The 14,050-nt window shown below is 28.8% G+C and carries 13 protein-coding genes; all 13 read right to left on the bottom strand.

Going from position 1 to position 14,050, the window contains the following annotated elements:
- Positions 1-93: 93 nt before the first annotated feature.
- Positions 94-1,110, bottom strand: coding sequence for an alpha-hydroxy-acid oxidizing protein (locus H8923_RS04965; protein WP_153924186.1), 1,017 nt, complete (start codon positions 1,108-1,110; stop codon positions 94-96).
- A gap of 34 nt (positions 1,111-1,144) precedes the next feature.
- Positions 1,145-1,912 carry a ribonuclease HII gene (locus H8923_RS04960; RefSeq protein ID WP_153924184.1) on the bottom strand — a complete coding sequence of 256 codons (768 nt, stop codon included), beginning with the start codon at positions 1,910-1,912 and terminating at the stop codon, positions 1,145-1,147.
- A gap of 346 nt (positions 1,913-2,258) precedes the next feature.
- Positions 2,259-3,557 (bottom strand): branched-chain amino acid transport system II carrier protein, encoded by a 1,299-nt coding sequence (brnQ, locus tag H8923_RS04955; protein WP_153924182.1) that lies wholly within the window; start codon positions 3,555-3,557, stop codon positions 2,259-2,261.
- A 206-nt stretch (positions 3,558-3,763) separates the two neighbouring features.
- A complete protein-coding gene (gene ylqF, locus H8923_RS04950; protein ID WP_153924354.1) occupies positions 3,764-4,657 on the bottom strand; it encodes a ribosome biogenesis GTPase YlqF in 894 nt (297 codons plus the stop codon).
- Between the two features lie 268 nt (positions 4,658-4,925).
- Positions 4,926-5,270, bottom strand: a complete 345-nt coding sequence (rplS, locus tag H8923_RS04945) for a 50S ribosomal protein L19 (protein WP_153924180.1) — start codon at positions 5,268-5,270, stop codon at positions 4,926-4,928.
- Positions 5,271-5,363: 93 nt separating this feature from the next.
- The gene (gene trmD, locus H8923_RS04940) at positions 5,364-6,059 is read right to left on the bottom strand and encodes a tRNA (guanosine(37)-N1)-methyltransferase TrmD (RefSeq protein WP_153924178.1); all 696 of its coding nucleotides are present in this window, start codon (positions 6,057-6,059) and stop codon (positions 5,364-5,366) included.
- An 8-nt stretch (positions 6,060-6,067) separates the two neighbouring features.
- Positions 6,068-6,580: a ribosome maturation factor RimM gene (gene rimM, locus H8923_RS04935; RefSeq protein ID WP_153924176.1), complete on the bottom strand. Its 513-nt coding sequence runs from the start codon at positions 6,578-6,580 to the stop codon at positions 6,068-6,070.
- 77 nt (positions 6,581-6,657) lie between these two features.
- The gene (locus tag H8923_RS04930) at positions 6,658-6,885 is read right to left on the bottom strand and encodes a KH domain-containing protein (protein WP_153924175.1); all 228 of its coding nucleotides are present in this window, start codon (positions 6,883-6,885) and stop codon (positions 6,658-6,660) included.
- 41 nt (positions 6,886-6,926) lie between these two features.
- On the bottom strand, positions 6,927-7,199 hold the full coding sequence (rpsP, locus tag H8923_RS04925) for a 30S ribosomal protein S16 (protein WP_122638252.1): 273 nt from the start codon (positions 7,197-7,199) through the stop codon (positions 6,927-6,929).
- Between the two features lie 35 nt (positions 7,200-7,234).
- Positions 7,235-8,587 carry a signal recognition particle protein gene (gene ffh / locus H8923_RS04920; protein WP_153924174.1) on the bottom strand — a complete coding sequence of 451 codons (1,353 nt, stop codon included), beginning with the start codon at positions 8,585-8,587 and terminating at the stop codon, positions 7,235-7,237.
- Entirely contained in the window at positions 8,584-8,952 is a 369-nt protein-coding gene (gene ylxM, locus H8923_RS04915; protein WP_153924173.1) for a YlxM family DNA-binding protein, read from the bottom strand. Before ylxM ends, ffh begins: the two co-directional genes overlap by 4 nt.
- 97 nt (positions 8,953-9,049) lie before the next feature.
- Positions 9,050-10,348 (bottom strand): signal recognition particle-docking protein FtsY, encoded by a 1,299-nt coding sequence (gene ftsY / locus H8923_RS04910; protein WP_187127851.1) that lies wholly within the window; start codon positions 10,346-10,348, stop codon positions 9,050-9,052.
- Positions 10,349-10,495: 147 nt separating this feature from the next.
- Positions 10,496-14,050, bottom strand: coding sequence for a chromosome segregation protein SMC (gene smc, locus H8923_RS04905; protein WP_153924172.1), 3,555 nt, complete (start codon positions 14,048-14,050; stop codon positions 10,496-10,498).

Below are 14,050 nucleotides of genomic sequence, written 5' to 3'. Positions count from 1 at the left end.
CTTAAATAATAAAAAAGTCCTTCCATATAGTTTTTAAACTCATATGGAAGGATTTTTTATAATAATTTATTTTTAGTTTTATTATTTAAATAACTATTTATATATAACCTTAGAATCTATTTCTTTTACAGTTTGACATCCTGTTAATATCATAGTAGCTTCTAATTCAGATTTTACTTTATTAATATAATCTTCTACCCCTTCTCTTGCTCCTCCAAAAGATGCAGTTACAAAAGGTCTTCCTATTAATACAGCATCTGCGCCTAGACCTATCATTTTTAGTACGTCTACTCCTGTTCTTACCCCGCCATCTGCAAGTATAGTTACTTTTCCTTTAACAGATTTAGCTATTTCAGGAAGAACCTCTGCAACTCCTGGAGTACAATCTAGAACTCTCCCTCCATGATTTGATACAACAATTGCATCTACACCTGCTTCTACTGCCATAAGTGCATCTTCTACAGTCATTATACCCTTTAATATAAATGGTAACTTTGTACACTCTTTTAGTTCTTTTATATCCTCTACATTTTTAGGAACTACTGTTTTTCCATGCATAGATAAGGTTACTAATCCACAAGCATCTACATCTACACCAACTGCAAAAGCACCCGATTCTTCAGCTAGTTTTATTTTTCTTTTTATATCTTCATTTTCCCAAGGTTTTATAAATACAATGCCATCACCATTATTTTGTGATAGTACTTCTAAATTATCTATTAGAAAAGAATCCACTGCTGTATCTCCTACCATTGCATATACACCACTATTTATACAACCTTCAACAACAGGAGTTATATATTCTTTTTCTGTAAGCCCTCCACCCATATTTAAAGTAGTTCCTGTTATAGGAGCTGCAAATATTGGTGATTCCATTTTCTTTCCAAATAATTCTATAGATGTATCTGGTTTTGATACACTATGTATTACTCTCATATTTATCTTTACTTTTTCTAAACTTTTAAAGTTTTCTATAAAAGAAGAACCACTTCCTTTACCACCCATTCCAGGAACTTCACCTGAACAGACTACACCATTACATGTCTTGCATACTCTACAACTTCCATTCAAATTAATTCTAGCGCTTTTTAACATTTCTTTATAATCCATTGTTAGTCCCCCACAATTACTATTTTTTATTATATTATAACACATTCTTTAAGAAACTTTTTCTATGTATTGGTGTTATTCCATGCTTTTCAATAGCTTCATAATGTTCTTTTGTACCGTATCCTTTATGGCCTTTAAATCCGTATTCTGGATATATTTCATCATACTGGTACATCATACTATCTCTTGTAACTTTTGCTAATATACTTGCTGCAGCAATTGAGATAGATTTTGAATCCCCTTTAATAATTGGATTTTGCTTAATATTTATTCCAGGTATCGTAGCCGCATCAACTAATAAATAGTCCGGAGATTTTTTTAGACAGTTTAATGCTTTTTTCATTGCCATATAAGTAGCATTTAATATATTAAACTCATCAATTTCTTCATTATTTACAATTCCTATCCCATAATCAAGAGCTTCTTGCTTTATAATCTCAAATAACTCATCTCTCTTAGCCTCACTTAACTTTTTAGAGTCATTTATACCTTCTATTTTTGTACCTTGTTTAAACACTACTACAGCAGCCACAACAGGACCTGCTAAGGGACCCCTTCCAGCTTCATCTATTCCGCCTATATAAAGATACCCTTTTTCATACCCTTCATTTTCATATATATTTATTCTGTCTAATCTCTCTTCTTCTCTTCTTATATTATCTAACTTCTTAGCTAGTTTTAGAGCTAAATTTTGTACAGATTTTCTTTCATCACTTTTTAATATTTCTATATACTCCATATATTTATCTACTTCTAAATTATCTACTATTTCTTTGATTTGTTTTACACTTTTATTTGTCATTAGCTTCTCCTTACTTTTTTGTTGTACATAGGTATTTTAACACAATTATTTTTATATTAATAAATATTAGTAATAAGTTTTTACTTTTTAATCTTATTTAATTTCTACTATAAGGTATAAATTCTTAATCTATCTTCTTATAATATTCCATCTTCATCTCTATTATAAACTGGTTATCTAAATTAAATACTTTCTTCATTTGAACCACCTATTCTATATCTATCTAAATATTAGACAATACTATATAAAAATTAATTTATAAAAATAACAAAAAGAGATATCTTAAAATACTACCTCTACACAACTAATTGTATAATTAGGTCTATTTATAGACATCTCTTTTTAATTACACTGCTTTATTCATTCTATATTTATTTTCTATTTTTTTATCTGGGATAAACTTCCCTATAAATCCAGCTATAATAACTGGAACTATCCAATTAAACCCAAAAGAAGCAAAAGGTAAATTTAGAACAAAAGGTATACTAATATTAAAATCATTAGCTACAGTTAACATACTTACTATTAGCGCTGCATACGTAGCAAATTTAAATACATTATCATTACTTATTTTATCACCAAACAAAGTTAATACTATTAAGGTAACAGTTGCTGGGTATATTAAACTTAATATTGGAGCTGAGAATTGTATTATTGTACTAACTCCGAAATTAGATACTATAGCACTAAATATACAAACAACAGTAACTACTATTTCATATCTTAACTTGCCATTTGTAAGCTTTGTAAAATACTGTCCTGTCGCAGATGTAAGACCTACTGAAGTCGTTAGACAAGCAAGGCCAACTATTACTGCAAGAATTATCTTGCCAGGATTACCAAGTAACATACTTGTTATATTTACTATTAATGATGTCTGAACTATATCAGCTCCATATTTAGTTGATACTGTAGCTCCTAGATATGCAAGACCTCCATAAACCAAACATAATCCTATTGATGCTACTATACCAGCTTGCAAAGTTAATTTAACTTTTAATTTATCATCTTTATATCCTTTATTCGAAATTGTAGCTATTATTACAGTTGATAAGGCTACTGCTCCAAGAGTATCCATAGTTTGATAACCTTGGTTAATCCCTTCAACAAATACATTTTCTATCATAGGTGTTGTACTTATTTCTCCTAATGGATTTAATATTCCTGATATTATTAAGATTGCTAAAGCTATTAATAATGTTGGGGTTAAAAACGAACCTATTATATCTACAACCTTTGATGATTTTATTGTTAAAATTAAAGTTAAAGCAAAGAATATTATCGAGAATATTACAGGGTTAAAACTTTGAAATAATGGCATAATACCCATTTCAAAAGTAGTCGCTGCAGTTCTAGGTATTGCTAAAAGTGGACCTAAACATATCATTATAGCACAACCCAGTATTACTGATAATTTTTTACCTGATCTGCTTAAAATCTTACTTACTTCTCCATTACACTTAGCTGCTGCTAATATAGCTAATAATGCTAAACCTACATCAGCTAATACAAATCCAGCAAATCCAGTTAGCCAACTAGATCCTGATACTAATCCTAAAAATGGTGGAAATATTAAATTACCTGCTCCAAAAAACATAGCAAATAGAGCAAATCCTACCACCATTACATCTTTTATATTTCGCATATAATGCCTCCCAATGTTACTATATAAATTATAATTTCAATTCATTATATATTTTATTTTCTAAATTGTCAATAATATTAGAAATTTTAGTTTTTTTGTATTTTTTTGTATATTATGTAATTAAAATTAAAAGGTCATCTCTTTAAAGATATAATTTTATCTTTAAAGAGATGACCTTATATAATCACTATTTATTAATTTGTATCTTATTTTATATCTTCCGGTACTTCTAAACTTATTTGACCTATTTTTCCTTCTCTAAACTCATTTAAAACAGTGAATGCTATACGAGTGTAGTCTAGTTCTTTTCTACCTGTTATAAACCCTCTCTTACGTCCTATCATATCCATAGTCTCAAGTGGAGTTTCTCCTAATTCTTCTAACTTGTATCTAGCTTTTAACTTCTCTGGCTCAATAATCATAAGCTTCTCTATAAGTTTTAATGCTAGAGTTTCAACATCTAAAACTTCATCCTTTATAGCTCTACTAAAAGCTAAATTTAAAGCTACCTCTTGATCTTCAAATTTAGGCCATAAGATACCTGGAGTATCAAGTAGCTCCAAGTTACCTTTTAATCTAACCCACTGCTTACCTTTAGTTACTCCTGGCTTATCTCCTGTTACAGCACTTTTTCTTCCCGTTAATTTATTTATTATAGAAGACTTACCTACATTAGGAACACCTACTATCATTATCCTTATAGGTCTTTCTTTTCTACCTTTATCTTTAAGCGCTTCCATCTTATCCTTAGTGACATTTTTACACTCTTCTATTAGCTTATTTAAACCTGCACCCTTCATAGTATCTACCGGTATTGCTTTTATGCCTTTTTGTTTATAGTAATTTATCCATCTATTTAATTTATTTCTATCTGCTAGGTCACTTTTGTTTAGTATAACAACTCTTGGTTTGTTTCCTGCTAATTTATCTATATCTGGATTTTTACTACTATAAGGAATTCTCGCATCTAAAAGTTCGACAACTACGTCTACTAATTTTAGGTTATTTCTAACCAAGTCCCTAGTTTTTTTCATATGACCAGGATACCAGTTTATATGTAAATTATCATCTACAAGATAATCTTCATAGTCCGACCTCATTTTATCTCCTCTTGCCATGATTATCACTCCTTCATTATTTCTTACTATTTTTATCATATTTAACTTACTTATTATATCATAATCTTTACATCAATGATAATAATTGTAATACTAATACTTTATATCTATATTTTCACTTAATATACTATTATATATACCTCTATTCATTAACAAACTATTTAATTTAAATCTCCTTAAGATTGAAAAAAGAGTTGTCAAAATGATTTAATCACTTAGACAACTCTTTTATTTATAGTAAAGTTTCTAATTATCTAGCTTCTTTTATCTTAGCAGCTTTACCAACTCTACCTCTTAGGTAAGTTAATTTAGCTCTTCTTACTTTACCTCTTCTAGTTACTTCTATCTTCTCTAATTTTGGAGAGTGAACTGGGAAAGTTCTTTCTACACCAACGTTAAAAGATATTTTTCTAACAGTGAAAGTTTCTCTAGCTCCTCCACCTTGTCTCTTTAAAACTACACCTTCGAATACTTGAACTCTTTCTCTTTTTCCTTCAACTATTCTAACGTGTACTTTAACTGTGTCCCCAGGTCCAAAGTTAGGAACATCGTTTCTTAATTGTTCTTGTTCTAATGATCTTAATATTTCGTTCATTTTTTCCTCCTAGTATCATAGACGTTCTTAATACTTGACCAACGTACAGAGGAACGCCCGTATTTTCGACATTGTTTATTATACTATATAATTTTATTTCTTACAAGTCTTTTTATACAAATCAGGTCTTCTTTCTTTAGTAACTTTTACAGATTCATCGTATCTCCATTGTTCAATCTTCTTATGATTACCGGATAATAAAACATCTGGTACTTTCATTCCCATAAATTCTCTAGGTCTTGTATAATGAGGATATTCCAATAAGTTATCCTTAAAAGATTCTTCTTCAAAAGATTCATTTTGACTTAGTACACCAGGTATAAGCCTAGATATAGAATCTATCAATATTAGAGCAGGAAGTTCTCCTCCTGTCAATACATAGTCCCCTATAGATATTTCATCAGTAACTATTAAATCTATAATTCTTTGGTCAATACCTTCATAATGTCCACATAAAAGTATTACATCGTCGCACACAGACATCTCTTGTGCAATTTCCTGACTATGTACTTTTCCTTTAGGTGTTAAGTAAATCACCCTAGGATTTTTTATATCATGTGTGTTTACTATATGCATGTAAGCATCATATATAGGTTGTGGAGTCATAAGCATCCCTGCTCCCCCTCCAAAAGGATAATCATCTACTTTTTTATGTTTATTATTAGAAAAATCTCTAATATTATATATATATACCTCTATGCTACCCTTATCAACCGCTCTTTTCATTATACTTTCATTCATATAGGAATTAAATATATCCGGAAAAAGTGTCATTATATGAAATCTCATATTCTCACCTAGTCTAACATTCCCTTAATAGGATCTATTATCATTTTTCTTTCATCCATATCTATAGTTGGCACAAACTTCATTATAGCTGGTATTAGATATTCTTTTTCTTCACCTTTAACAACATATACATCATTTGCAGCATATTGAAGAACTTCTTTTAATACTCCAACTTTTTCTCCATCTACAGTAAACACATCTAAACCTATCATGTCAGCTATAAAGTATTCTTCTTCTTCAAGTTCTCTACCATCTTCTCTAGATACGTATATAAACTTATCTCTTAATCTTTCTGCTTTTTCTATAGAATCAATATCTTTAATTTTCATTATTACAAGGTTACCCTTATATCTAACTCTTTCTACGTTCCATTTAGTATTAAAATCTTTATCTAAATAAAAAACATCTAATTCATCAAATCTATTTATATCATCAGTAAAAGGATAAACTCTTACTTCTCCTTTTAAACCTTGAGTATTCACTATTTTACCAACTTTAAAGTGAGTTAATTTATTACTCATGCTACCACCTTCTTCTGCGAAAATTACGTTTTATTTTGTATTATAAGCAAAAAGGATTAGGTATATACCTAATCCTTTTATACTATCTCAAGAGAGACCTTTTTGTCTTCTCTATTTGCAGCAGATCTTATGACAGTCCTTATAGCTTTAGCTATTCTGCCCTGCTTACCGATAACCTTACCCATATCGTCTTGAGAAACACTAAGCTTTAAGATTATTTCATCTTCTTTTATAGTTTCCTCAATCTTAACTTCGCCAGGATTATCAACTAGAGCTTTAGCTATATCTAACACTAGCTCTTTCATATATTTCATCTCCTAATATATGCTTCTATTATTTGAATGAATTACTTAGCTTGCTTAGAAGCTTCGAATTTTTCCATTACTCCGTTGTTAACTAATAAAGTTTTAACAGTATCAGTTGGTTGAGCACCATTTGATAACCACTTTACAGCTTTCTCATCGTTTATTTTTATTTGCTTTGGTTGAGAAACTGGATTGTAGTATCCTATTTCTTCTATGAATTTTCCATCTCTTGGAGATCTAGAATCCGCAACTACTATTCTGTAGAAAGGTTTTTTGTTTGATCCCATTCTTTTTAATCTTATTTTAACTGCCATTACAGTCACCTCCGAATAATTTTTGTCTTTTTTATTTATTTAAAGAAAGGAAGTCCGGCAAAACCGCCCCTTTTCTTCATGCTTTTTTGTGATCCTGTAAACATCTTCATCATTTTTTTCATTTCATTGAGTTGTTTTATCATTCTGTTTACATCTTGAACACTTGTACCACTACCTTTAGCTATTCTTTTCTTTCTTGAAGCATTTAATAGTGATGGATCTCTTCTTTCATCAGGCGTCATTGATTGTATTATAGCTCTGCTTCTCTTCATTTCTTTTCCATTAAGATCTACATCTCCAAGTTGGTCTTTTATATTTCCCATACCTGGTATCATGCCTAATACTTTATCAAGAGGCCCCATATTTTGAATTTGCTCCATTTGTTGTAATAAATCTTCGAAGTCAAATTCTTGTTTTTTAATTTTTTGCTCTAACTCTTTAGCTTTTTCTAAATCTAAATTTTCTTGAGCTTTTTCTATTAAGCTTAGGACATCTCCCATACCTAATATTCTAGATGCCATTCTATCTGGATGGAAAGGCTCTAAATCATCTAGCTTCTCCCCCATACCTATAAACTTTATAGGCTTTTGTGTAACTGCTCTTATCGAAAGCGCAGCTCCACCTCTAGTATCTCCATCTAGTTTAGTTAAAATTACTCCATCTATTCCAAGAGCTTCATTAAAGCTTTCAGATACATTTACTGCATCTTGTCCTGTCATAGAGTCTACTACTAAAAGTATTTCATGCGGCTTAACTTCTGATTTTATAGATTTTAATTCATCCATTAAGGCTTCATCTATATGAAGTCTACCAGCTGTATCTATTATAACTAAGTCATGATTATTTTTTATTGCATGACTTAATCCTGCTTTTGCTATATTAACTGGGCTTTCTTTATCTCCCATATTAAATACTGGTATGTCTAACTTTTCACCTACAACTTGTAACTGCTTAATAGCTGCTGGTCTATATATATCGCCTGCTATTAATAATGGCTTTTTACCTTGTTTTTTAAAGTATCCACCAAGTTTACCAGAAGTAGTAGTCTTACCAGCACCTTGAAGTCCAACCATCATTATAACTGTTGGTGGTTTTGGAGATATCATTATTTTACTTTGAACATCTCCCATTAAGCTTGTAAGCTCTTCATTTACTATCTTTATAACATGCTGTGCAGGAGTTAAACTTTCCATTACCTCTTGACCAACACATCTTTCTTGAACTGTTTTAACAAAATCTTTAACTACTTTAAAGTTAACATCTGCTTCAAGAAGTGCAAGTTTCACTTCTCTCATAGCTGTTTTAACATCTTGTTCAGTAAGTTTACCTTTTGATTTTAACTTACTTAATGCACCTTGTAGTTTATCTGATAATCCTTCAAATATCATTTTAACATCTCCCTACATATATCTTCTATATTTTCTAGCTTAGGGATTAAATTAGCACAATCTCTATTTTGCAATAAATCTTGCTTAATGTCAACAATTTTATTTTCTACAAGTTTAACAAATTCTTCTTGCTCTTGTAGCTTAGAAACTAGCTTAAGCTTGTCCTCATAATCTCTTAAGATTTTCTCTGATCTTTTTAAAGTATCATATACACCTTGCCTTGATACACTTAAGTTTTCACTTATTTCTCCCAAAGAATAATCTTCTTCATAATATAAAGATACTATCTCTCTTTGCTTATCAGTTAAAAGTTCTTTATATTGTTCGAACAATAACCCAATCTCAATCATTTTTTCTATATTCATTAGTTCACTTCCCAAGTGATATACTGTAAAGGTTATTTACTTTACACATTGTATTTTATATTAAATTTTATTTATTGTCAACATTTATTTTAGTAAGCTAATTTTTCCCAAATAGTGCATCTGAAAATGCTTTTGCATCGAAATCTTGTAAGTCTTCTACGCTTTCACCAACACCAATTAACTTAACTGGTACATCTACTTCAGACTTAACTGCAAGCACAACTCCACCCTTTGCTGTACCATCTAGTTTAGTAAGTACTATTCCTGTTATATCTGCAACTTCTTTAAATGTTTTAGCCTGTGAAACTGCATTTTGACCTGTTGTTGCATCTACAACTAATAAAACTTCTCTTTTAGCTTCTGGGAATTCTCTATCTACTATTTTAAATACTTTTCCTAATTCATTCATAAGATTCGCTTTATTATGTAGTCTACCTGCTGTATCACAGATTAATAAATCAACTTTTCTAGCTTTTGCAGCTTTTATTGCATCAAATATTACTGCTCCTGGGTCTGCTCCTTCTTGATGCTTAATTATATCTACATTACATCTATTTGCCCATACTTCTAATTGTTCTATTGCTGCAGCTCTAAATGTATCCCCTGCTGCTAACAATACTTTTTTACCTTCAGATTTATATCTATTTGCTAGTTTTCCTATAGTTGTAGTTTTTCCAACTCCATTTACTCCTACCATAAGCACTATAGTTGGAGAATGTTCTACATCTAGCTTTGAATTCTCTGATGTAAGTATTTCTTCTACTATGGTTTGTAATTCAACTCTAACATCTTGAGGATCAGTTATACCCTTAGATTTTATGACACATCTAAGCCTTTCTATCATATCCATAGTTGTATTAACACCGACATCAGCAGTTATTAATACCTCTTCTAAATCTTCTAATAGCTCTTCATCTACCTTTGTGTATGATTTTAATACAGTATCGATTTTATCTGTTATACCTTGCTTGGCCTTAGTTAAACCTTGTTTTAATCTACCAAATAAACTAACCTTTTTTTCTTTATCATCTATTTCTTCTTGTACTTTAGTTTCTTCTTGTATAGAATCGAAATCAACTTCTTTTACATTAGATACTTCTTCTATACCGTTATTCTTATCTTCGCTCTTTATTTCAATCTCCTCAATAGCATCTTTCACTTCTTCAAGTTCTTCTCTAGCTTCTGACTTCTCAATAACTTCTTTAGCTTCTTCTAGCACTTCTTTAGTCCCTGGATTTTGAATATCCTCTTTAACTTCTTCAATAGCTTCTTCTTTTATAGTATCACAAATTTCTTCTATTACATTTTCTTGTACTTCTTCTGTTAATGCACTTTCGACATCTTCTTTATTTTCTTCTTGATTCTTCTTATTGAATTTAAATAATTTTTTAAACACTTATAATTCCCTCCAAATAATTAAAATTCACTTTTCCTTAGCCATTATTTTTAAATCTATTTTACACTTGCAAAACTTTAGGCCACATATAGCTAAAATTAATTTAAATATACTTTAGTAGGTAGAAAAATCTACCTACTTAAAGTTTTATATTACATCTGTTAGTTCTTCTGCTTCTTTTAATTTCAAGCTTATAACTTTTGATATTGCTTTTTCTTGCATTGTTACCCCATATATATAATCAGCAGCTTCCATAGTACCTCTCCTATGTGTTACCGCTATAAATTGAGTATCCTTAGCTAATTCTTTTAGAAAATCTCCAAATCTTGCTATATTAGCATCATCAAGTGGCGCTTCTATTTCATCTAGTATACAGAATGGTGTAGGCTTAGCAAGTAGTATAGAGAATAATATACTTATTGCTGTTAGTGCCTTTTCTCCACCTGATAATAAACTTAAGTTTTTCATTTTCTTTCCTGGTGGTTGAGCTGTTATTTCAATATCACTTTCTAGTATATTATCCTTATCTAAAATAGTAAGTACACCATGGCCTCCTCCAAACAATCTCTTATATACAAATTTAAAGTTTTCATTTATTTCATTAAATTTGACTTCAAATTCAAGCTTCATATTTTCTTCTAAATCAGCTATTAGCTTTTCTATAACTTCTATAGATTCTTCCAGGTCTTGTTTTTGTTCCTTATAGAAATCATATCTTTCTTTTACTTCTTCATACTCTTTTATAGAATCTATATTTACATTTCCAAGATTTCTAATTTCTCTTTTTAAGCTTTCTAGTAGCTTTTTATCAACTACTACATTTTCATTCTTCAATTCTACAGCTTGAACATATGTTAATTCATAATTTTCATAAAGTCTATTTATATAAGTTTCTTTAGTAGATTTTAATCTTTCTAATTTACCTTGTATTTTGAATAAACTTTCCTTTAAATCTATAAAAGTTCTATCTGCATCTTTTAAATCTTTATTAAAGCCTTCTAATTTTTGTTTTAAATCTTCTTTTAAAACTTTCTTATTTTCTAAACTTTCATTATTATGTGCTAGTTGATTATTTAAATTTTCTTTTTCTTTCTCTTCTAATTTAATATTCTCTTCTAACTCATTAATTTGTCTTTCTTGCTTTTTAGCAGATTCCTCAATTAATTTTACTTTTTCTTCGGAATTATTATTTTCATTAGTTATTCTATTTATATCTTTAGTTATACTTTCATATATTTGTTTATACTTAACTAATTCTAAATTAAGTTCATCAAATTCAATTTTATGTTCTTCATATAAATCACTATTATTCCTTAAATCTTCACCTAATTCTTCTATCTGCTTTTTATTTTCACTATGTTTATTATCTATACTTAATATTTCATTATTAACAAAGTTAGTTTTTTCTAAAGTCTCGCTTAAATAAGATCCTAAGTCTGACTTTTCTCCTTCAAGTTTATTACTATTATCTCGAAGAGATTTTATTTCATCATTAACCCTACTAATATTAGATTTCTCTAGAATAATAGATTTTTCGACTTCAGATATTTTTTCTTTGCATTTTTCTAATATTTCTCTTGTTATTATTATAGACTGACTAGTTTTCTCTCTTTCATCTATTAAAGATGAATTTTCAATTTTTATAGTTTTTATTTTTTCACTGTATTCAGCTATAAGCCTTTTTCTTGATAATATATTTCCATTTGTTCTTAAACTTCCTCCAGTTAAAGAACCTCCTGGATTTAATATTTCACCTTCTAAGGTTACAATTTTAAATTTGTGATTAGTTTCCTTTGCAAATTTAATTCCATTGTCAATATTATCAATAATTATAGTTCTACCTAATATATTTTCTAGTATATTTTTATACTTATCATCATAAGAAATTAAATCACTAGCTACACCTATAAACTTTGTATTAGCTCTTATATTTCGAACATCAATTTTATTAGACTTTATTATATTTATAGGTAAAAATGTAACCCTACCTAGATTATTTTTCTTTAAATAATTTATAGCATACTTTGCACTATTTTCATCACTAGTAATTATATTTTGCATATATGCTCCAAGAGCTGCTTCAATTGCCTTTTCAAACTTTTCGTCAACACTTACAACTTGTCCTAAGGCTCCATAAATACCTTGTAAATTTTTATTTTTAAGAACTTCTTTTACACCTCTATTAAAACCTTCATAATGATTTTCCATATCAATATATATATTAAGCTTTGAGTTGTAATCATTTAAGCTATACTTATTACTTTGAATTTTTGATTCTAAGTTATTATTTTTATCAATTAAATTTTTCAACTCTATGCTAAGATTTTCTGATTGAGTTTTTAAGCTATTTAATTCTTTATTTTCATTACCAAGTTTCAATTGAAGGTCATTTAGCTCTTCATTTTTGTTGTTCAATTTTTCATTTAGTTCATCTATATCTGAATCTATAGTGTCTTTTCTAGAATTAATATTTTCCTTGTTTGCATTTAGTGTTGAAAGCTTATTACTTGCATCCTGCTTTTTATTTAATAAAATTATTATTTCATCTTTTAAATCATCGATTCTTTTATTTAATTCTTCTATAATAACTTTTTTATCACTATTTTTTAATTCTATATCTTTTAATGATTTTTCTAATCTATTTATCTGTTCTTCTTTTTCATTTTTTTGTTCTTGTAAGCTTTGTATATTTAATTTATCTTCGCTTAACTTTTCTCTTATTTCACTTACTTCTTTATACTTTCTTTCTATTTCACCTTTGAAGTTCTTTATTCTTTCATTAATAATATTTATTTCATAATCCTTTTGAGATATTACCGACTTTATAGAATTTATATAGTCAACAGACTTATTTATATTTTCATCCATATCTTCAATTTCTTTATTTGTTATATTAAAATTATTTTCTATATTTAACTTTTCTTTTTCTATCTCTATAGATTGATCCTCAAGTAACTTATTATGATTATTAACTTCTTTTAGTTCTAATTCTAAAGATTCTATTTCTTTTATAAAACTATTAACTTCTATAGTTTTTAGCTTTTCTTTTAATTCAATATACTTTTTAGCTTTTACTTGTTGATTAAAAAGAGGTTTTAATTGATTTTCTATCTCTACATATATATCATTAATTCTCTCTAAATTTTCTTTAGTATTTTTTAAGTTTCTTTCTGCTTCTTGTTTTTTATATCTATACTTAGATATTCCACAAGCTTCATCAAATACTTTTCTTCTATTTACAGGATTATTGCTAAGAATTTCATCTACCTTACCTTGTTCTATTATAGAATATCCATCTTTACCTATACCTGTATCTAAAAGTATTTCCTTTATATCTTTTAATCTACAATGCTTATTGTTTAAGAAAAATTCGCTTTCTCCATTTCTATAAGCTCTTCTTTTTATAGTTATTTCACTAAATTCTAAATTTAGTTGGTTATCACTATTATCTATAGTAAGCGCAACTTCACAGTAGTTCATAGGTTTCTTCGTATCTGTTCCTGCAAAAATAACATCTTCAAGCTTTTCACCTCTTAGGCTTTTTACACTTTGCTCACCTAAAACCCATCTTACAGCATCAGAAATGTTACTTTTCCCACTTCCGTTGGGCCCCACTATTGCTGTTACACCTTCTTTAAAAACTATATCTGTTTTTGTGGGAAAAGACTTAAATCCCTTTAATTCTAATCTTTTTAAATACAA

The organism is Romboutsia faecis (genome assembly GCF_014323405.1).
GTDB lineage: Bacteria > Bacillota > Clostridia > Peptostreptococcales > Peptostreptococcaceae > Romboutsia_E > Romboutsia_E faecis.
This window is presented reverse-complemented; position numbering and strand designations above follow the sequence as displayed.

Bases quoted from the DNA above. Each gene is read 5' to 3' on its own strand.
- H8923_RS04965 (WP_153924186.1), bottom strand. From the start codon at position 1,110: ATGGATTATAAAGAAATGTTAAAAAGCGCTAGAATTAATTTGAATGGA.
- ffh (WP_153924174.1), bottom strand. From the start codon at position 8,587: ATGATATTTGAAGGATTATCAGATAAACTACAAGGTGCATTAAGTAAG.
- brnQ (WP_153924182.1), bottom strand. From the start codon at position 3,557: ATGCGAAATATAAAAGATGTAATGGTGGTAGGATTTGCTCTATTTGCT.
- ylqF (WP_153924354.1), bottom strand. From the start codon at position 4,657: ATGAGGTCGGACTATGAAGATTATCTTGTAGATGATAATTTACATATA.
- H8923_RS04960 (WP_153924184.1), bottom strand. From the start codon at position 1,912: ATGACAAATAAAAGTGTAAAACAAATCAAAGAAATAGTAGATAATTTA.
- ylxM (WP_153924173.1), bottom strand. From the start codon at position 8,952: ATGAATATAGAAAAAATGATTGAGATTGGGTTATTGTTCGAACAATAT.
- H8923_RS04930 (WP_153924175.1), bottom strand. From the start codon at position 6,885: ATGAAAGAGCTAGTGTTAGATATAGCTAAAGCTCTAGTTGATAATCCT.
- rplS (WP_153924180.1), bottom strand. From the start codon at position 5,270: ATGAACGAAATATTAAGATCATTAGAACAAGAACAATTAAGAAACGAT.
- rpsP (WP_122638252.1), bottom strand. From the start codon at position 7,199: ATGGCAGTTAAAATAAGATTAAAAAGAATGGGATCAAACAAAAAACCT.
- rimM (WP_153924176.1), bottom strand. From the start codon at position 6,580: ATGAGTAATAAATTAACTCACTTTAAAGTTGGTAAAATAGTGAATACT.
- trmD (WP_153924178.1), bottom strand. From the start codon at position 6,059: ATGAGATTTCATATAATGACACTTTTTCCGGATATATTTAATTCCTAT.